17 protein-coding genes are annotated in these 21,477 nt (G+C 40.7%); 2 read left to right on the top strand and 15 right to left on the bottom strand.

Going from position 1 to position 21,477, the window contains the following annotated elements; all coding sequences use genetic code 11:
- Window positions 1–62: 62 nt before the first annotated feature.
- Window positions 63–2,249, top strand: a complete 2,187-nt coding sequence (locus HJP15_RS14280) for a two-component system response regulator (protein WP_170174060.1) — start codon at window positions 63–65, stop codon at window positions 2,247–2,249.
- 405 nt (window positions 2,250–2,654) lie between these two features.
- Here the strand turns inward: HJP15_RS14280 and HJP15_RS14275 are convergent, their stop codons facing one another.
- Window positions 2,655–3,902 (bottom strand): glutamate-5-semialdehyde dehydrogenase, encoded by a 1,248-nt coding sequence (locus HJP15_RS14275; protein ID WP_054452860.1) that lies wholly within the window; start codon window positions 3,900–3,902, stop codon window positions 2,655–2,657.
- Complete coding sequence (proB, locus tag HJP15_RS14270) at window positions 3,899–5,005, bottom strand: glutamate 5-kinase (RefSeq protein ID WP_054204516.1); 1,107 nt, start codon at window positions 5,003–5,005, stop codon at window positions 3,899–3,901. The genes HJP15_RS14275 and proB overlap by 4 nt, the downstream gene beginning before the upstream one ends.
- A 1,165-nt stretch (window positions 5,006–6,170) precedes the next feature.
- Between proB and HJP15_RS14265 the strand changes: the two genes are divergently transcribed.
- Entirely contained in the window at window positions 6,171–8,033 is a 1,863-nt protein-coding gene (locus tag HJP15_RS14265; RefSeq protein ID WP_054204517.1) for a cation:proton antiporter, read from the top strand.
- Between the two features lie 139 nt (window positions 8,034–8,172).
- On the opposite strand, the gene HJP15_RS14260 is transcribed toward HJP15_RS14265, so the two are convergent.
- The 13 genes from HJP15_RS14260 to aroQ form a co-directional block, all read right to left on the bottom strand.
- Window positions 8,173–8,796 (bottom strand): tetratricopeptide repeat protein, encoded by a 624-nt coding sequence (locus HJP15_RS14260; protein WP_170174038.1) that lies wholly within the window; start codon window positions 8,794–8,796, stop codon window positions 8,173–8,175.
- Window positions 8,797–8,943: 147 nt separating this feature from the next.
- Entirely contained in the window at window positions 8,944–10,257 is a 1,314-nt protein-coding gene (locus HJP15_RS14255; RefSeq protein ID WP_054452862.1) for an adenylosuccinate synthase, read from the bottom strand.
- 218 nt (window positions 10,258–10,475) lie between these two features.
- A complete protein-coding gene (gene hflC, locus HJP15_RS14250; protein ID WP_054204520.1) occupies window positions 10,476–11,354 on the bottom strand; it encodes a protease modulator HflC in 879 nt (292 codons plus the stop codon).
- Window positions 11,355–11,359: 5 nt separating this feature from the next.
- Window positions 11,360–12,526 carry an FtsH protease activity modulator HflK gene (gene hflK, locus HJP15_RS14245; RefSeq protein WP_054204521.1) on the bottom strand — a complete coding sequence of 389 codons (1,167 nt, stop codon included), beginning with the start codon at window positions 12,524–12,526 and terminating at the stop codon, window positions 11,360–11,362.
- Between the two features lie 100 nt (window positions 12,527–12,626).
- Entirely contained in the window at window positions 12,627–13,916 is a 1,290-nt protein-coding gene (gene hflX, locus HJP15_RS14240) for a ribosome rescue GTPase HflX (RefSeq protein ID WP_054452864.1), read from the bottom strand.
- Window positions 13,917–13,932: 16 nt separating this feature from the next.
- Entirely contained in the window at window positions 13,933–14,196 is a 264-nt protein-coding gene (gene hfq / locus HJP15_RS14235) for an RNA chaperone Hfq (RefSeq protein ID WP_054204523.1), read from the bottom strand.
- A gap of 80 nt (window positions 14,197–14,276) precedes the next feature.
- Window positions 14,277–15,167 carry a tRNA (adenosine(37)-N6)-dimethylallyltransferase MiaA gene (gene miaA / locus HJP15_RS14230; protein WP_054204560.1) on the bottom strand — a complete coding sequence of 297 codons (891 nt, stop codon included), beginning with the start codon at window positions 15,165–15,167 and terminating at the stop codon, window positions 14,277–14,279.
- Window positions 15,168–15,204: 37 nt separating this feature from the next.
- The gene (gene mutL / locus HJP15_RS14225) at window positions 15,205–17,058 is read right to left on the bottom strand and encodes a DNA mismatch repair endonuclease MutL (RefSeq protein WP_054452866.1); all 1,854 of its coding nucleotides are present in this window, start codon (window positions 17,056–17,058) and stop codon (window positions 15,205–15,207) included.
- Window positions 17,059–17,097: 39 nt separating this feature from the next.
- Window positions 17,098–18,441 (bottom strand): N-acetylmuramoyl-L-alanine amidase, encoded by a 1,344-nt coding sequence (locus HJP15_RS14220; RefSeq protein ID WP_054204525.1) that lies wholly within the window; start codon window positions 18,439–18,441, stop codon window positions 17,098–17,100.
- Window positions 18,442–18,479: 38 nt separating this feature from the next.
- A complete protein-coding gene (tsaE, locus tag HJP15_RS14215) occupies window positions 18,480–18,953 on the bottom strand; it encodes a tRNA (adenosine(37)-N6)-threonylcarbamoyltransferase complex ATPase subunit type 1 TsaE (protein WP_054204526.1) in 474 nt (157 codons plus the stop codon).
- 136 nt (window positions 18,954–19,089) lie between these two features.
- Window positions 19,090–20,430 carry an acetyl-CoA carboxylase biotin carboxylase subunit gene (accC, locus tag HJP15_RS14210; protein WP_054204527.1) on the bottom strand — a complete coding sequence of 447 codons (1,341 nt, stop codon included), beginning with the start codon at window positions 20,428–20,430 and terminating at the stop codon, window positions 19,090–19,092.
- A gap of 26 nt (window positions 20,431–20,456) precedes the next feature.
- Window positions 20,457–20,915: an acetyl-CoA carboxylase biotin carboxyl carrier protein gene (gene accB / locus HJP15_RS14205; RefSeq protein WP_054204528.1), complete on the bottom strand. Its 459-nt coding sequence runs from the start codon at window positions 20,913–20,915 to the stop codon at window positions 20,457–20,459.
- 33 nt (window positions 20,916–20,948) lie between these two features.
- A complete protein-coding gene (gene aroQ, locus HJP15_RS14200; RefSeq protein WP_054204529.1) occupies window positions 20,949–21,401 on the bottom strand; it encodes a type II 3-dehydroquinate dehydratase in 453 nt (150 codons plus the stop codon).
- Window positions 21,402–21,477: the final 76 nt, after the last annotated feature.

The raw sequence follows: 21,477 nt of genomic DNA, 5'->3' as shown, positions 1-21,477 counted from the left end.
GTTAAGTAGCTACACATGGATTGCAAGTGCACTCAAATAATCAAGTTACATCAAAAGTTATGATGAAAAATAGGCAGCAAAAACCTTTGGTACTCATCGTCGATGATGAACCAAATAATTTACATATTTTGGTAGAAGGCTTGCTTTCTGATTATGATGTACGCATTGCAACGGGCGGCGCGCAAGCCTTAGAGTTTATTGAAATTACACGCCCTGATTTAATTTTACTCGATATTATGATGCCTGAAATGGATGGCTACGAAGTCTGTAAGATTCTTAAAAGTAATCAAAATACCAAAGGGATCCCTATCATTTTCGTTACAGCAATGACGGAGGAAGAATCTGAAGAACACGGATTTGAATTAGGCGCAATAGACTATATTCATAAGCCTTATAAACTTTCGCTAGTAAGAGCCCGCATTCGCACCCACATGACCGTACAAGGCATGTTAGATAGATTGATTGAAAAGAACTTTGATCTACACGATAAGCTGCTAGAAATTGAGATCCTCGCCTCTGAGCTTAGTAAACGTGACACCGAGCTAAAAAAATTAACCGCTAAACAAGAATTATTCTATCAAGCGCTTACAAGTACAGCTGATGGCGTTGTAATTACCAATAATAAAGGAATTATTATTGCTGTTAACCCCTCTTTTTGCAGGATCACCGGTTTTAGTGAGAATGAAGCACTTGAAACACAGCTAAAAAAAATTAAACAAAATAATCTGCCTGAAATGAACTTTGATGCCATTTGGCAGCATGCGAGCACTGCGGGATATTGGAGTGGAGAGTTAATAACACGACGTAAAAATGGTGAACTATACCCAGAGCTTTTAACGTTGAGTATGGTGAAAAATGACATTGATACGAACGTTAACTTTATAGGTGTATTTAGCGATATATCTAGTGTTAAGGTGACTCAAGAACGTATTGATTATTTAACCTGGCATGATGAACTAACCGGCTTTCCAAATAGAAATAACTTTTTAAAGTTATTAGATCAACAGCTCAATCAATCTTATATCGATTTGAATTATGCTTATATTTTTATTGTTGATATAGACAGCTTTCATTCCATTAACGATGGCCTCGGTTTATTAGCGGGCGATCAAGTTCTCCAAGAGTTAGCTGCTCGAATTGATAGTACACTCGATAGCAAAGACATCGTTGCACGTTTAGGGAGTGATGAATTCGCCGTTCTGTGCGCAACAAACAAAGGCACAGGTAGAAGTAGAGCCCAAGCGCTCGCTAATACAAAGGCACAAAATTTACTTATCGCTGCAAGCGAACCTTTTACTGTTGATGAAGAAAAAGTCACTTTAACCGTTAGTATTGGCTGCTATATATTTCCGCGTATGGATGTGCGCGAAAATGCAATTGAGACAATTCGTAATTGTGAGGCTGCATGCTATAAAGCCAAAGAAAAGGGCGGTAACCGAATCACATTTTTTGATACTTCCTTTGGTGAGCAAGCTAAACGCCGTTTTGAAATAGAACAAGATTTACGAAAAGCAATTAGTCAAAATGAGTTAACGCTTTATCTGCAGTCACAATACGATAGCCAGCATAAACTCAAAGGCGCTGAAGTATTACTGCGCTGGGAGCATTCTAGAAAAGGCTTTATTAGTCCCGCTGAGTTTATCCCGATCGCTGAAGAGTCGGATATAATTTTTGACTTAGATTGCTGGGTAACATGTAGAGCATTAGAGCTACTTGCAAAGCTTAACCAATTCAATTCAAAACTCGGGTTATCAATTAACATTAGTGGTCGTCACTTTCACGAAAATCGTTTTTTGAACTTTGTAACCAAGCAAATACAAAGCAGTAAAATAAACCCGAGTACGCTTACAATTGAGATTATTGAAGGGACTTTACTAAACCATATGGAAGCAGCGATTGCAGCTGTGCATCATTTAAAAAAGCTAGGCGTTAGGGTATCAATTGATGATTTTGGTACTGGTTATTCAAGCTTAACCTACTTAAAACAGCTGCCGATCCACGAGCTTAAAATAGATAAGTCATTCGTTTTTGAAGCCCCAACAAACAAAAATGACAAACTGATTATTGATATGATCGTCAGTTTAGGTAATTTATTTGATCTAAAAGTTGTCGCTGAGGGTGTTGAAGGCGAGGAACATTTCACCATGCTGCAAGCTTACCCTAATATGATCTTACAAGGCTATCATCTTCATAAGCCTGAACCTGCTGATTCATGGTTTTATAGCTTAACGAACCCGAGCGCTGAATAATAAAGTAATCTTAACCGGCTAAATTCAACGCTTACTGCGTTGAATTTAATTACAATCGGCTTAGTACTTTAATTCAAAGTAAATATTTTAACCAAAACTTAGTAAACATGCCCTGAACTAGGGCATGTTTTATATACCCAAGCCACCTCAAGATGCAGTTTCAGTTGGAGTTAAAAGCGATTCAGGCAAGGCATTGATTGCAAATAATGGTTGTTCCCTTGTTAAAATCAATAACGCAGTATAAATCGCTTTTAAACCAACCCGTTGGGCGTTTCACAGGCGCTTACTCTCAGCGTTGTTACTTATTAAAAGGGATGACCATTGTTGCAAAGTAACGCCTTGATATTAAACACCTGTGAAACGCTGAAGTCTGTATCTTGAGGTGGCTTGGGTATACGCTATATATTATTCGCGGACTTGCCCTTCACCATTAACAAGGTATTTCTCTGTTGTTAATGATTCTAGGCCCATAGGCCCATAAGCATGCAGCTTTGAAGTTGCTATACCAATTTCAGCGCCTAAGCCTAGCTGCGAACCATCAGAAAAACGTGACGATGCATTCACCATCACAACTGAGGCATCAACGCTACGTTGAAATAACTCTGCAGTAGCTTGATTTTTTGTACAAATAACTTCTGTGTGATGTGAGCCAAATTGTGAAATATGGTCAATCGCACCAGCAAAATCCGATACAATGCGAATTGCAATTTCTAAATCTAGGTACTCTTCACCAAACTGGTCTGCTTCAAGTACTGTTGCATCATCAAAATACTTTGCAGCTTGGCTATCGGCATTTATCTTCACACCTTCTTGGCGCAACACAACTGCACATAAGTTTAAAAATTCATCAGCAATATCTTGGTGTACAACCAAGCCTTCAAGCGCATTACATACACCTGTACGCTGTGTTTTACCATTAAGTAATAAGTTAACTGCCACTTCTAAATCGGCATCCTTATCCACATACAAATGACACACACCTTTAAAATGTTGGATCACGGGAATAGTGCTATTGTCAGTCACAAAATTGATCAACCCCTCACCACCGCGTGGGATTATTAAATCAATGCTGTCGCGTTGCTGCATAAGTTCCATGAGTAAACCACGGTCTGGATCAGGAATAACTGAAATTAACGCTGCAGGCAAATTATGCTGTTCAAGCACTTGATGCATAACACTTGCTATTGCTTGTGAGCTTTTCAATGCTTCTTTACCGCCACGCAATATAACGCTATTACCTGATTTAAAACACAAAGCGCCTGCATCTGCAGTGACATTAGGACGTGCTTCATAAATCATGCATACCACACCCAGTGGCACACGCATTTTGCGAATTTTGATACCATTTGGTCGCTCAGTAATATCACGTAACTGTCCAACTGGATCATCAAGACTTACGATAACCTCAATCCCCTCAGCCATCGCTTCAATGCGCTCATCGTTGAGTGTTAAACGGTCGATCATCGACGCTGCTAAATTATTATCACGCGCCGCAGCCAAGTCACTTTCGTTTTCTTTGATGATAAATGCTTTTTGTTCACGTAATGCAGTTGCCATATCTAATAAAACATGGTTTTTTGTCTCGGTATCGAGTAAAGCTAACTGATGTGCAGCTTTAGCTGCTTGACGTGATATATCCGTAATTAAACTCATGACTTCTCCAATAATGCGATATCTTTTTCTGAAATAACAGGCCCAATTGAATCTTGCATTTTGTCGCTAAATTCACTTTGCTCGTTATCCGCTATAAAATTCAATAAACAACTACTGTAGTTGGCTGTCGCTTTAGCTAAGCGAGTGCCATCATTACTACGTACTAAAATAGTATCACCAACAGCAAATTCACCATGAACGGCAACGATTTCATCACCGCGGATGCAACCAGTTTCACCCTCTAAAGATTCATCATATGAACCTTCAACGACCACTTCACCCTGCTCATTTGCGGTGTGGGTCATCCAATGCACGGCTTCTTGCATTGGTTTCTCGTAAGGTAGGAAAATTGTCCCAGGGTTTTTACCTTCAAGTAACTGCGTAAAAGTCTGCTCTTTAAACCCATTAATAATATAAGTAACGATGCCGTGTGACGTCGCCTTTTCAGCCGCTTCAATCTTGGTTTTCATCCCACCTGTGCCAACCGCGCTTGTTGCACATCCTGCCATTGCATAGATTGACTCATCTATTGACTTAATTTCAGGTAATAACACCGCATCATCATGTAAATTTGGGTTTTTATCATAAAGCCCATCAACATCTGAAAAAATCATTAGCGCATCGGCATCAGCCGCCGCCGCAACCATGGCTGATAAATTGTCATTATCACCCACTTTTAAATCATCTGTTGTTACCGTGTCATTTTCATTCATGATGGGCAGCACACCATGCTCTAATAAAGTGAATACTGTTTCACGAATACTTTGATAGCGCTCACGGTCACGTAAATCACCATGTGTTAATAAAATCTGGGCCGATGGAAAATCAAAAAAACGGTCCCACATCGCCATCATTTCTGTTTGGCCTGCTGCGGCCATCGCCTTTTTCATCTTCACCGTACGCTCTTGTGTCGCTGGGAATAAGTGTGCACCAGCGGCTACTGAGCCTGACGACACTAAAATCACTTCGATTCCCTGACTACGACAACGAACAATAAACTGTGCGATGGTTAATAAATAACGTGAACGGCAACCATCTTGGTCTGGTGCAATTAGTGCACTACCCACTTTGAGTACGATACGTCGCCAATTTAACTTTTGCATAAGTGTTCAACTTTCCATTTTAACTATGACGACCCTCTTGGGGTCAGTCTGAAAACAATCACCTAATTTTCTTATTAGGTTACGAGTTAGCATTTTGTATATTCCATTTTTCACTTATCACTTTTCTGCGCTCGGCAAAAAGCCGATCACTAAGTTTTACAACAAAGTGGATTGCAGGTATAGCATAACTTTGCTCAATCATTAGACTGAACTGTTATAAAATAAATAAAAAGTGTTGTTTATGCATCGCTGTAAAAGACTGTGTGAGGCCTTTTTATTAACAACATACATAGAGCCTCTAGAGTCTGGTACACCAACAGATAGGGTGATGACTCAAGGACCGAGATTTGCTCACCACGATGGGTGTCAAATATTGGAAATAACAATTCAACACGAAAGGTATTTCGTCTCCAAATAATGGAACAGCCTTTACGGTTAACTATTATTAAAAAGTGAATTTAAACATACAAAACATCGTTCAAAGAATTAAAAGCTTGATTTTTAAGTATATAAATATAGTAACCTCAATTAAAACTACTAAATAAATCAGTAGTAATAAATAACTATATGTATTCGCTTATATTAAGCTTAATATTAATTAGATAACTAATTGTTTGAACACTAACTATAATACGCTAATATCGACCTAGAGATCAAGGCTACATTTCGCCCGTATAGTTTATTAACTGCACAGCAAAGGTTAAATACTCTTCATATTCAATAGGTTAAGCTGATGTTAATTACGTTAGATTTATTCAAAACGACTAAATTATCATTTCTTCCACAAATAAATTTATAAACAGCTAAAATTCTATTAGGAAAAGTTCACATACACGTGTATACCCCTGTATTATTCGTTTTGTAAGCTTATACCCAAACCACCTCACGATACAGAATTCAGCGTTTCACAGGAGCTTAGTATCAAGGCGTTACTTTGTAAGAATGGTAATCCCTTTTAAGAAGTAGCAACGCAGGGAATAAGTGCCTGTGCAACGCCCTAAGGGTTGGTTTAAAAGCGATTTATGCTGCGTTATCGATTTTAATAAGGGAATAACCATTCTCTGCAATCAATGCCTTGCCTAAATCGCTTTTAATTCCAACTGAAGCTCGAATCTTGAGGTGGTTTGGATATATCCCCTAATTATAAATAAGGAATACTTCATCTATGTCAGCTATTTATATCGCAGGAATCGCCCTTTGCTCGGTTTTGGCCCAGTGGGTAGCCTGGGGTTTCCGTGTCCCTGCTATTTTATTCTTGTTACTTACAGGGTTGCTGTTAGGCCCTGCGACTGGTTTATTAGACCCTGACGCACTGCTTGGCGATTTACTCTTTCCTGTGGTTTCTCTGAGTGTTGCAGTCATTTTATTTGAAGGCTCATTAACATTGCACTTTAGAGAGCTCAAAGGTATCGGTAAGGTGGTCCGAAATTTATGCTCTATTGGTATGATTGCTACCTGTATCGTTATCAGTTTAAGTGCTTATTGGATTTTAGAGCTCAACTGGCGCGTTGCGGCAGTGCTCGGCGCTGTATTAGTAGTTACTGGCCCAACGGTAATTGCACCATTATTAAACTCAATGCGACCGACTCAAGATATTGACCGTATCCTACGCTGGGAAGGCATTGTAATTGATCCTATCGGTGCTTTATTTGCCGTATTAGTGTTTGAAGCCGTTATGCTCGTGGGTCAAGGTGAGGTCTTTCTGCATACTGTAGTCGCTTTATTTAAGACTCTAGGCGTGGGCTTATCTATTGGTGTATTTGCTGGATGGTTAACCACACAGCTTATTCGTAGAGAGTGGTTACCTTTTGAATTACATAAGTTTGGTATACTTGCTTTAGTGTTAATTAGCTTTAGCATCTCAAATTACCTTAGCCATGAGTCAGGCTTATTGGCGGTTACTGTATTTGGTATTTGGTTAGCTAATCAAGACGACTTAGAAATAGATTCAGTGTTAGAGTTTAAAGAAGATTTATCTATGATCTTAATTTCTACACTGTTTATTTTACTCGCTGCCCGTTTAGAACTATCTGATTTGATGATGCTTGATAGTGATGTGTTTATCTTTCTCGCTATTGTATTGTTTATTGCGCGCCCATTGTGTATCGCAATATCTACATATGGTACAGATCTTCCGGTAAAATCACGATTGGTGCTAGCGTGGATTGCGCCTCGCGGTATCGTCGCTGCGGCTGTAGGCTCTGTGTTTGCATTAAGTATGATGGAGGCGGGTGTTGCCGATGCTGAAAAAATAGTCCCATTGATCTTCACCGTGATTATTATCACCGTGGTACTGCAAAGCTTAACAGCAATCCCTGTAGCTAAACTACTTGGTGTACGCCAACCGTCGCCAAATACAATTTTGATTATTGGTGCAAACCATGTCGCAAGAGCGATTGCGTGCGGATTGAAAGAGCAAAATATTCCAGTGCATTTATCTGATCCTGCTTGGGAAAACTGTCGTATGGCGCGCATGGACGGCCTAGCATGTTATTATGGTAACCCGCAGTCTGAGCATGCTGAACGCTATTTACCCTTAACAACTATTCGTAGTGTTATTGCATTGTCGCCTAATCGCCATCATAACGCGCTCGGTGTGCAGTACTTTTCGCATTTACTCAATGAGAAGAATGTATTTTCTCTACGCTCTTCGAACACTCATGCCAAGGCAAATAAAGACAGCGCAACATTCTTATCACGCCAAATTTTATTTGGTGATAGCGGTTCATATGCACGTTTAAGTAGCCTAATTGCCAAAGGGGGCAAGGTCAGTGCAACGCGTATTTCTGAAGAATTTAGCTGGGAGCAATACCTAGAGATGAACAGCGAAGCTATCCCATTGTTCATTCTAAATGGCGATAAAGATAGCGATGACGATACACCAATCAAGCTGCGTCCGTTTACTATTAATATGGATAAACCCCCACAAGAAGGTGAGCGCGTTGTAGCTATGCTACCACCTAAAATGTCGGTGTTAAAAGATCCTAACAACGGTAAAAACAAAGAACCAAAAGAAATTAGAGAATAAACAAAAGGGCTAGGTGAAAAACCTAGCCCTTTTTGTTTTTAATAAATTTTATTGTTAAACTTTTTCTCTTTGGATTTCAAACTACCTAACCCAAGCTTGCTGCGCTAAAATTAACACCTCAGCCTTGCTAACTTCATTCCTACATAGGCAAACGGGCACGCGCAATAACACTGTCTGGCATTTTTTTCGCAAGTTGGGCTAACGCTGTTTCTATCTTTTGATGAGTCGCTTTATCTGCAACCATGGCATGAAATAACCAGCGATAAGCATCTTCATAGTCACGCGGGCTGCCGAACCCATCATTAAATAATTTAACTAATCTTAATTGCGCTTTTAGATTCCCTTGTGCTGATGCTTCTCGTAAATAGGTCACCGCCATCGCTTTATCTTTTTGTACCAATCGGCCAATGTCGTAGTAGCGCCCTAATTGCTCTAATGCCGCCGCTAAGCCTTGTCCTGCAGCTTGGCGCATGTAGTACACACCTAACTCCACATTGCGATCAACACACACCGCATAAGCCAGCATATCGCCATATAAAAATTGATACGATGGCAGTGCCATTTTATTGGCTCGTGCCTCAATATCCTGTACTAACTGGCAATCATCTGCCTTGACGCGTGCTAAATGTGTATTCTTATTAATTAACGCTAACAGCTCTGTTTCTGTGTACAGTGGAACTGCAGCCAGCTGTTCTTGGGCTTGGGTGTGGCTTGCTAGCAATAACGATAGCGGCACTAATGATAAACAAGTTAACAAACGCATTTAGGTCACTTTAAATTTAAAACCATCTTATTAAAGTTTATACAAAGATCGTTCCAGAATAAAAGTTAATCACGATTATTTATCACAATCGTAATTAACAGACACAAAAAAAGCTGCACAAGGCAGCTTTTTTAGTTCTATTAGTAATTATGCAAATGGGTTGCGTAATACCATAGTTTCTACACGATCAGGACCGGTAGAAATAATATCAACAGGTACACCTGTGATTTCTTCAATACGTTTGATGTAATCAAGCGCTGCTTTTGGAAGCTGTTCAACAGTAGTTGCGCCTACTGTGTTTTCGCTCCAACCTGGCATCTCTTCGTATACTGGTGTTACTTTTTCGTAACCTTCAGCTGCAAGTGGCGTCACGTTCGTGATTGTGCCATCTTCTAACTGATAACCAGTACAGATTTTAAGTGTTTCTAAACCATCTAAAACGTCAAGTTTAGTTAAACAAAAACCTGAAATAGAGTTGATTTGTACTGCACGGCGCATTGCCACAGCATCCAACCAACCAGTACGACGAAGTCGACCAGTTGTAGCACCAAACTCATGACCAACAGTACCCAAGTGTTTACCAACTGGATCTTGCTTATCAACACCATCGTAAAGTTCTGTCGGGAAAGGACCTGAACCTACACGTGTTGTATACGCTTTGATAATACCTAACACGTAATCAAGATTTAGTGGACCAAAACCAGCACCTGTAGCAACACCACCGGCAGTAGTATTAGACGACGTAACGTACGGGTAAGTACCGTGATCGATATCTAGTAATGTACCTTGTGCACCTTCAAACAAGATGTTGTCACCCGCTATACGCGTTTGATCAAGTAACTCTGTTACATCAACAACCATTGCTTTTAGGATATCTGCAACAGCCATTGCATCATCAAATGTCTTTTGGAAATCTACTGCATCTACTTTGTAGTAATTTACTAAAGTAAAGTTATGGTATTCCAATACTTCTTTAAGCTTCGCTGCAAATAGTTCAGGATTAAATAAATCACCGATACGTAAACCACGACGAGCTACTTTATCTTCGTAAGCTGGACCAATACCACGACCTGTAGTACCAATAGCTTTATTACCGCGTGCTTTTTCACGGGCTACATCTAATGCGATGTGGAAAGGCAGAATAAGCGGACATGCTTCGCTGATCAATAAACGCTCGCGTACTGGTACGCCACGCTCTTCAAGCATGCCAATCTCTTTCATAAGCGCTTCAGGTGATACAACTACACCATTACCAATCACACACTTAACATTGTCACGTAATACACCCGATGGAATAAGGTGTAAAACTGTCTTTTCACCTTCGATAACCAAAGTGTGACCTGCGTTGTGGCCACCTTGGTAACGAACTACTAAAGATGCTTTGTCTGTAAGGAGGTCAACTACCTTACCCTTACCTTCGTCACCCCATTGGGTGCCTAATACAACAACGTTTTTACCCATTGTAAATTCACTTAGAAAAAATTAGGACGAGATTTTACCAGAAAATGAGGGTAAAGATCACCCCCGTTTAGGTTATTTTTTCTGCTTGATCGTTAATTGACCGCAACAACAAAAATTAACTGGTTGAATAACATTAAGTTACTCACAAAAATTCGTCTCACTAAAAGAAAAACCCTGCATACACAGGGTTTGGATTTATTCTACATGTAAGGAAATAATTACTGCGCAGTCGCGCCTTTCATGTATTTAAAGAAGTCACTATCAGGTGATAACACCATTACATCTTGCTTATCTTTAAAGGTCTTTTTATAAGCCTCTAATGAACGTACAAAACTAAAGAACTCAGGATCTTTGTTATACGCATTAGCATAAATTTCAGCTGCTTGGGCATCACCTTGACCACGAACACTTCGCGCATTTCGCTCAGCATCTGCTAGCATTACCGTTACACGACGGTCAATTTCAGCACGAATAGTTTCGGCTTTTTCTTGACCTTCAGAACGGTGCTCTTTTGCCACTGCAGTACGCTCTGCGCGCATACGTTGGTAAATAGAGCTACTGACTTCTTGTGGCAGGTTAATTTGCTTAACACGTACATCAAGCACTTCAATACCTAGCTCTTTTGCACTTTCTGATGCTTGAACTAGTGCTTCTGCCATTAACTCGCTACGTTCACCTGAGACAATCTCTCGGATTGTACGCGAACCAAAGTTTGTACGAAGGCCGTTATTTACTTTTTGCTTAAGTAGCGTTTCAGCGTATTGCTTGTCGCCACGAGCACGTAAGTAAAAAGCGCTAAAGTCATCTACACGCCACTTAACAAACGAATCAACGATTAAGTCTTTCTTTTCGCTAGTAACAAAACGATCCGGCGCACCATCTAAAGTCTGAATACGCGCATCAATACGGCGTACTTGACTAAAGAAAGGCACTTTGAATTGTAAACCTGGGCTGTAAACGATTGCTTGATCATCACTGTCTTTTTGAACTTTACTGAATAGCATTACAATTGCTTTTTGCCCTTCAGGTACTACAAAAACAGACGAAAAAGACAACACAATGGCCGCTAATAATATAACTAAACTAAAGTTTTTCATTGCGCTTATCTCCCATCATTAAAGCGATCAGCACCAAAGCGGTCTGAACTTGAGTTCACAGTGCTATTGCGTGATGTGTTAACTTTATTGCGTAAATCGTTGATATCACTTGAGCTAGGCAGCGCAACACGTGTTGCAGTTCCTTGCTTTTCCATGATTTTATCAAGCGGTAAATACATCATATTATTGCCGCCTTTTACATCAACTAGCACTTTTGAGCTACTACCAAGTACTTCTTCCATCGCATCAATATATAAACGCTCACGTGTTACACGCTTTGCAGCTTGATATTGTGGTAACAATTTCTCAAATCGAGCAACTTCACCTTGCGACTCTAGAATAATACGCTCGCCATAACCTTCCGCTTCTTGCGTCATACGCGTAACTTGACCACGAGCACGCGGTTCAATTTCACGGGCATACGCTTCAGCTTCACGTATAAAGCGCTGTTCATCTTCTTGCGCAGCAATAGCATCATCAAAAGCGTCTTTAACCTCTGCCGGTGGGCGAGAATCTTTAAAGTTTACGTCAGTGACGATTAAACCAAGATTGTAAGGTTCAACAATTTTGTTCAATTCATCCCATGTACGTTGACGCACAATTTCACGACCATTCGTTAGCACTTGGTCCATTTTTGAATGACCAACTACATAACGTAGTGCACTTTCTAATGCTTCCTCTAAACTTGAATCAGCATTAGTTACACTAAATTTATAAAGGTATGGGTCAATAACACGATATTGCACTTGGAACTCAACGCTTACTACGTTTTCGTCTTCAGTGAGCATAAAACCAGACGTCGATAATGAACGAACTGCTTCAATATCTACTGGAAGTACGGTTTCAATAAAGGTCATTTTCCAGCGTAAACCTGGATCGGCAATGCGTTCAAATTTACCAAATTGTAAAACGATTCCGCGTTCAGCTTCTTTGACAGTATAAATACCGCTCAAAGCCCAAACAATCACAGCAATAATTAGTATGAATGAAAGCCCTGCACCGCCAAGTCCACCACCTTCTTTGCCGGGTTTATTACCGCCAAATAAGCCGCCAAACTTGTTGCTGAACTTACGAAACACCTCGTCTAAATCAGGTGGGCCTTGATCACGTCCGCCTTTTTTGTTCCACGGATCTTTGTCATTGCCATTATTACCCGGTTCATTCCAGGCCATAGCTATACTCCATTGTTATCAAAATAATCTTGGTAATTACGTTAAATCTAACAAAAATAACGCACTTCTCATACTAAAAACGACAGTGTGCGGTAGATTTCTAGTTTAACAAAATAAATGAGTCAATTTCAGGACCAAACTCTTTTTTGAGTTTATTCCACTCTACCACAGGTAAACGAGTGGTCAGTAGCCATTGCCCTTGTTCGTCAAACGCCTCTTCATGCACCGCATTTAAATTAAACAGTGCAGCGCGTAAACGGCCATATTGTGGTGCTAGTTTTAGTGTTTTAGCAAACATTTTCTTTGCTAACAACTCACTTATGGCCTCAGATAACAGCTCACAGCCTGCACCACTGTGCGCAGATAACCACACACGAATCGGCACACCTTCGTCATCACGGTCAATACGCGGTGAAACATCTTCTAGCGCATCAATTTTGTTGTAAACTAATAATTGTGGTACTTCATCAGCTTCAATTTCTTTAAGTACCGATTGTACCTGTTCTATATTCTCTTTACGACGCTCATCAGCAACATCTACAACATGTAATTGTAAATCGGCTTCACGGGTTTCCGTTAACGTCGCTTTAAATGCGGCGACTAAATCATGCGGTAAGTGACGAATAAATCCGACTGTATCCGCTAAAATTATCGAGCCAACATCGTCTATTTCAAGTTTACGTAATGTTGGGTCTAACGTTGCAAATAATTGATCTGCTGCGTATACATTAGAATTAGTGATACGGTTAAATAAGGTCGACTTACCCGCATTAGTATAGCCTACAAGCGATACCGTAGGTATTTCATTGCGATTACGCGCTCGTCTACCCTGCTCACGCTGTACTGCGACTTTCTCTAGGCGTGCACGGATACTTTGAATTCGCACTCTTAACAAGCGACGATCTGTTTCAAGCTGAGTTTCACCCGGGCCACGTAAACCAATTCCGCCTTTTTGACGCTCAAGGTGAGTCCAACCTCGAATTAAACGAGTGGACATATGGCGAAGCTGTGCTAACTCAACCTGCAATTTACCCTCATGGGTACGTGCACGTTGGGCAAAAATATCAAGTATAAGTGTCGTTCTATCAAGCACACGGCATTGGCAAACGCGTTCTAAATTACGTTCTTGCGATGGTCTAAGTTGATGATTGAAAATGACGACATCTGCATTGTGGATTTTGACAATCTCAGCGATCTCTTCTGCCTTACCGGTACCGACGAATAGTTTCGGATGTGGTGATTGACGGCTGCCTTGCACAACCGCCAAACTGCTAACACCAGCAGAAGATACCAACATTTCTAATTCATGAAGATCTTCACGATCTCCCTCTTTAGGAAAGTCGATATGAACTAAAACTGCCTGTTCGCCGGCTTTATAACGGTCAAACAAACATTACGCTCCTAATTTAAAAGTTTCCAGCTTCTGGCTCTTCGCCCTCTTCACTTCCTTGTACACCTTGGAAGTTAACAGCGCGAGCAGGAACTACGGTAGAAATGGCGTGTTTATACACCATTTGATTTACAGTATTCTCAAGCAAAATAACAAATTGATCAAATGACTGGATCTTACCTTGCAGCTTGATACCATTAACCAAAAATATTGATACTGGAATACGTTCACGACGTAACGCATTCAAAAATGGGTCTTGTAACGATTGGCCTTTTGCCATGTTATTTTCCTTCGTTCTAGGTGTTATTATAATTAAGTGGCTGAACTCATTTAACAAAGCTAAAAAACATTCAACTACTACTAGCTTAGCGAACTTACAACACGTTGCAAGTTTTCTTCATCACCCGTAGTGAGCCAAGTTACTTCGGGCCAGCTCCTCAACCACGTCAATTGACGCTTTGCAAGTTGCCGTGTTGCTGCAATACCGCGAAATACCATCTCATCATAGTCAGTTTCGCCAGCAATGTAATCCCACATTTGTCTATAACCTACGCAACGAATAGAAGGCAAATTAGGGTGTAAATCCTTACGTTGATATAGGGATGAAACTTCATTTTCAAACCCCTGATCAAGCATTATTTTAAACCTTTGTTCAATTCGCAGATGTAAATCAGCACGGTCATCCGGTGCAATAGCAAATTGATGAAAAGTATACGGTAAACTTGGCTGCTTGCATTTTTGCAATTCAGTCATAGTTTTGCCTGTTAAACGATACACTTCAAGCGCACGGTTAATGCGCTGCGAATCATTCTCGCTCATTTTTTGAGCCGCCTGAGGATCAATTGCCTCAAGCTCTTTATATAATGTTGGCCAGCCATGCTCATTTGCTTGCGATTCAAGCTCAGCACGTATAATAGGACACGCTTCTGGCAAAGGTGATAAACCGTCAATTAAGGCTTTAAAGTACATCATTGTACCACCAACTAATACAGGTACTTTACCTTGCTGATGAAATTGATCAATTTTTTCAATCGCATCACGGCGAAAATCAGCCACAGAGTAACTTTCACTCGGATCTATCAGATCAATTAAATGATGTGGTGCTAATGCAAGCTCGTCCGAGTTCGGTTTGGCTGTACCAATGTTCATATTTTTATACACTAAGGCTGAATCGACGCTGATTATCTCAGTTTTTAAATGCTGACATAAGGCGATTGCTAACGCAGTTTTACCTGCAGCTGTTGGGCCCATTAAAAAAATGACAGGTAAATTACTCAACTCGGTGACCTTAATCTAATTGTGCTAAAAAATGATTTAAATCTATTTTAACCGCTTTTGCCGATAAGCGCTGAATTGTTTGCGGATTATTTTGCATTCGCTTCATATCCAATGCAAAAGCCTGACTTGCAAAAAAACGTTCTGGTACTTGGCTCTGCAACCAACTAAGCCATTGTTCAATAGTCTCAAAGTTAGCTTTAGCTGCCGCTAGTAATATATTAATCGCATTACTAACATCGAGTAAGTACAAACATACAGGGAGCTTTTTAACCATTACAAAGTGTTTTTCCAAGAGCACGTCAAAACCCAAAAGCGTAAACCATGATTGCTGCTGCGTTAAACTCACATTGTCTTCTTTGCTTATATTAACCCGTACCGGTAATAATAACGCCTTACCCTCTAAGTGGCCTTGCTCTGTAATCACCTCAAGCCAATCATCTACTAATAAGTATTTAAAATGCGAACAATACAGCTGTTGCTGCTGACTAAATACACAGCTACCGTCATCTTGAATTAATAACGGCTGAGCGCTGAGCGCTTGCGAATGAGCTGCAATTGCAGGCGTGATTTCTGCAGCTCGATCAAAATGCGTTGCATGTTGCTCATTTACACCTTGGTAAAACGCACTAACATCCTGATGATTTGCTCTGCTAGCTTTACTGTCACGGCTACTATCTGTGGTGCTATATCCTGAACCACCTTTTGCTGCCGAATTAGCGTTGTAACTCACACTATCTGTAGGCTGAAGGCTTGACTTAGGATAATCAAATAAACTACTTTCAGCGTGCAGTCGTGAAGTTGAAGCTTCTTCAGTTTGAAGAGGCTGATTATTATCTTGATGGTTAACGGAGTGAGTAACACCTGTGAATTCATCTTGTAATGGGACTACAACTTGTTTGATTGCCTGTAAAATAAAGTCATGGACTAAACGACCTTGATGAAAACGCACTTCGTGTTTCGCAGGGTGTACATTTACATCAACCTGACGCGGGTCAATATCAATATAAATTACAAAACCGGGTAGCTCTTCTTGCCCTGCGACTTCTTCGAATGCTTGACGTATCGCGTGTAAAATAAGTTTATCGCGCATCATACGGTTGTTTACATAGGTATATTGCGTCGTATTGTTGGAGCCCACAGGCAACACCCAGCCATATAACTGCAAACCGGTATCACCCGACTCAATATATAAACTTTGCTCTGCAAAGGCTTTACCTGCAACTTGAGCTACACGGGCTATTGCTTGAGCAGGGTCAGTTTTAGCACGGTATTGTCGTACAACTTTATCGTTATGCGTAAGCGTAATTGATACATCAAAGCGACTTAACGCAATACGTTTAATTAGCTCATCAATATGGTTGAATTCGGTTTTTTCAGTTCGTAAAAATTTGCGCCGTGCGGGCGTATTAAAAAATAAGTCTTTCACTTCAATTGTCGTGCCGTCAGGGTGCGCTGTTGGTTTTATTTGCACCGCCATATCACGACCTTCAGCAAATGCCTGCCACGCAGCCTCTTGCTCTTTGGTTTTTGAGCTCAAAGTTAACCGCGATACCGAGCTTATCGAAGCCAATGCTTCACCACGAAAACCCAATGAGCAAATATTCTCTAAATCATCGAGGGACTTTAATTTACTGGTCGCATGGCGAGAAAGCGCAAGCGTTAGCTCGTCTTTATTAATACCCGAACCATTATCACGAATACGAATAAGCTTATGACCGCCACGTTCAATATCTATTTGAATGCGTGTCGCACCTGCATCTAAGCTATTTTCAACAAGCTCTTTAACAACGGATGCTGGCCGTTCGACCACTTCACCTGCTGCAATTTGGTTAGCTAACCGCGCTGGAAGTATTTCAATACTCATGGTGTTTTAACCTAATTATATACGTTGTACTGATCATTATTAGCTTTGTGGAATATCGAGCTCTTGACCAATAAATAAGGTGTTTGATTTAAGTTTATTCACCTGCTTAAGCTTACCTATAGAGACCCCATAACGGCTCGCTAGCAAACTCAAGGACTCACCAGGGCGTACTTTATGCTTGGTAGGGTATTTTGATTTTAATGACGCGAACAGCGAGTCATCCGGTGGATTTTTTAAATAATAACTTTTAATTGCTGTAAATATCGCTTTTGCTAAACGCTCTTGGTGGTTAGCACTTTTTAATAGTTTTTCTTCGCGTGGATTGGATATAAAACCTGTTTCGACCAAAATTGACGGTATATCTGGCGACTTAAGCACTCCCAAACTGGCAGCTTGTGGCTCTTTTTTGTGTAGCTTGGCCACTTTTTTTAGCTCTTGCACCATTTCTTCAGCAACGTTAAAGCCCGTCTTCATCGAGTGATCCATTGACATATCAAGCAACGCTTGCGCTAAATATTTTTCACTTGCAGTGTCTTTAATTACATCAGCAGCACCACCGAGCAATTCGGAGTGTTTTTCTTTATCTTCTATCCATTTAGCCGTTTCGGAGTTCGCTCTGCGCAACGATAACACCCAAACAGAGGCACCGCTTGGCTGTGGGCTAGTAAATGCATCAGCATGAATAGAAACAAAAAAATCTGCTTTTTTCGCACGAGCTCGGCTAGTTCGCGTATTAAGTTTTACAAAGTAATCACCGCTGCGTACCATGCGTGAAATCATCCCGCGTTCGCCGTCAATCATGCGCTCTAAACGTTTAGCAATTTGCAGTGTAATGGTTTTTTCGTAAGTACCTGACGGCCCAATTGAGCCGGGATCTTCTCCGCCATGTCCAGCATCAATTGCAATGACAATATCACGTTGCTGCTTAAGCTCACGCTTTTTAACCGTAGAATTTCCGTTTGATGTATTTGGCTGTGCTTGCTCTTTATCATATAAATCCACCACCAAGCGATTTTTATATGGACCCGTCGGGGCTAAAGCAAATATCACTGGCTTAACAGCGCCAGTTAGCTCAAATACAAGCCTAACACCGTGCTTATTTTTTGCCTTTGAATATCTTAATTTACTAACAATTTGGTGTTTTTTTGGAATGCTGGGCAAATATTTTATTTTATTAGTGTCTTCTAAATCAACCACTAAACGTAATGGATTTTTCAGCATAAAATAACTAAATTCTGGTTTATCCGTTAAGTCGAATACTACCCGAGTACTATCCGGTGATGGCCAAACTCGTACGCTATTGATAGTATTTTTCGCATACAAATGACTGCTGACAACAAGCAACAGTAAAGTACACATCCACTTAATGATAGTTTGACTCATTTGACCCAATACACCTTTATTATTGTTTAAGAATGTAACTACTCGATCTGGTTTTTGAGCTTATCTATAATATTAGCACCACGGGTACTAATGCTTTGAATCTCAATTTCTCGCGCATCGCCTACATATCGCAAAGTAATATCTAAATCAGGAGTCGGAATAAACTCCCCGCCTTTTTCAGGCCATTCCACCACACAAATAGCTGTAGGCGAAAAATAGTCGCGAATTCCCATATACTCTAACTCTTCAGGATCGCCAAGGCGATATAAATCAAAGTGATACACATTTGCTTCAGCCAGTTCATACGGTTCAACTAAAGTGTAAGTTGGGCTTTTAACCTTACCCTGATGGCCAAAACCTTGCACCACACCACGCGTTAAAGTCGTTTTACCCGCTCCTAAATCACCGTGTAAATAAATTACTGCGCCTTGGTCTATAAACTCGGCAAGCTTATTGCCCATTTTTACCGTTGCAGCTTCATCAGCGAGTTGAAAACCAACACTGTGCGTCATCCGTACCCCATGAAAAACAAATAAATCATTACTTAATTAATCATACCAGATTATTTTCTTAAGGCGAATCAGCGATCATCAGACACAAAAAAGTCGGCAAAGTTGCCGACTTTTTAAATAACGACTGTAAACGTTATTACAAACCTAATTTTTTCTCAAGATAGTGGATATTAGTACCACCATTTTGGAAATTTTCATCGGCTAAAATGCGTTTATGCAGTGGTGTATTGGTTTTGATACCGTCAATCACAAGCTCATTCAATGCGTTACGTGCACGGGCAATAGCTACATCACGGTTTTCACCGTAAGTGATCAATTTGCCAATCATTGAATCATAGTGTGGTGGTACTGTGTAGTCAGCATAAATATGGCTGTCCCAACGAATACCTAAACCACCCGCTGGATGGAAACGCGTGATCTTACCCGGTGATGGGATAAACGTTTCAGGGTCTTCTGCGTTAATACGACATTCAATAGCATGACCACGAATAACCACGTCATCTTGCGTGAATGATAACGGTTGACCAGCAGCAATTTTTAATTGTTCTTTGATTAAATCAACGCCAGTAACCATTTCTGTTACTGGGTGCTCAACCTGAATACGGGTGTTCATTTCAATGAAGTAGAACTCACCATTTTCGTATAAGAACTCAAATGTACCCGCACCACGATAACCGATTTCGATACATGCACGTGTACAACGCTCACCGATAAACTTACGCACTTCAGCAGTAATACCTGGTGCTGGCGCTTCTTCAACTACTTTTTGATGACGACGTTGCATAGAACAATCACGTTCACCTAGGTGAACTGCATTGCCTTGGCCGTCAGCTAAAACTTGAATTTCGATATGACGTGGGTTTTCAAGGAATTTCTCCATGTAAACCATACTATTACCAAAAAACTGCTTAGCTTCTTGCTGCGTTAAAGCAATTGAGTCAATTAACTCTGCTTCGCTACGAACAACACGCATACCACGACCACCACCGCCACCAGCAGCTTTAATGATTACCGGGTAACCAATGCGCTTAGCTATTTGCATATTACGGTCTTTATCATCCGATACCGGGCCATCAGAACCAGGAACACACGGTACACCCGCTTTACGCATTGCGTTGATTGCTGATACTTTATCGCCCATTAAACGAATTGTATCGCCTGTTGGGCCAATAAATACAAAACCACTTTGTTCAACTTGATCAGCAAAATCAGCGTTTTCTGCAAGGAAACCATAACCTGGGTGAATAGCGACTGCATCTGTTACTTCTGCCGCAGCAATAATGCGCGGAATATCTAAGTAACTTTCAGTAGCAGCAGGTCTACCAATACAAATTGTTTCATCTGCAAGCAATACGTGCTTAAGATCGCGATCTGCCGTTGAATGAACAGCAACCGTTTTGATCCCAAGCTCTTTGCAGGCGCGCAATATACGAAGTGCAATTTCACCTCGGTTTGCAATGACTACTTTATCTAACATTAGAGTTGGCCTTTTAGGTTACGCTATTATTCAATAATGAATAAAGGTTGATCAAATTCTACTGGCTCGCCATTTTCAACTAAAATAGCTTTAACGGTACCCGCTTTATCTGATTCAATTTGGTTCATCATTTTCATCGCTTCGATGATACAAAGCGTGTCACCTACTTTAACTTGCGAACCAACTTCAACATATAAAGGCGCTTCTGGAGAAGCTGCTGAGTAGAATGAACCAACCATTGGCGATAATACTTGATGACCTGTTGGACCTGCTGGTGCTGGCGCTTCTGCGCTTGCAACTGGTGCCGCAGCTACTGGAGCCGGAGCGGGTGCATACTGTGGTGCATATTGTGGAGCGTAAGCAGGACCTGCGCTCATGTTATTACGATTGATACGTACTGACTCTTCACCTTCGGTGATTTCTAATTCAGCAATACCTGATTCTTCTACTAGTTCAATTAGCTTTTTGATCTTGCGAATATCCATGAACGACCCGCCTGTTAGTTTGTTAGTTTAAAATTAATTCGAGTTTTGCAACCGATGTACCGCAGCCTCAAGTGCTGAACGATAACCCATTGCGCCTAATCCACATATTACGCCTTGCGCCACATCAGAAAAATACGAATGATGACGAAACGCTTCCCGCGCGTGCACATTAGTTATGTGCACTTCATAAAACGGAATATCAACACTCAGTAGAGCATCACGTAAAGCCACGCTTGTATGCGTAAATGCCGCTGGGTTGATAATAATGTAATCGATAGTTTGCCACGCACTGTGTATGTGCTCTATTAAAGCTTGCTCACTATTACTTTGATAATGCGTTAACTCAACATCTAGACCATCAGCAACCACTGTTAGTTCGCTCATGATATCGCTAAGTGTTTGTGAACCGTACTTTTCTGGTTCACGCTTACCAAGCATATTTAAGTTAGGGCCATTTACAACTAAAAGTTTAAATTTTGCAGCCATAATACGCGATAATCCTATAAATAATGAGTTAAGCCATTTTGATTAGAAATCCCCATAAAATGTAAGGGGTGAAAAC

The sequence above is a fragment of the Pseudoalteromonas sp. NEC-BIFX-2020_002 genome, assembly GCF_013002825.1.
Lineage (GTDB): Bacteria > Pseudomonadota > Gammaproteobacteria > Enterobacterales > Alteromonadaceae > Pseudoalteromonas > Pseudoalteromonas neustonica.
The sequence above is the reverse complement of the archived record's forward strand: the minus strand, read 5'-3'. Positions and strand labels throughout refer to the sequence as shown.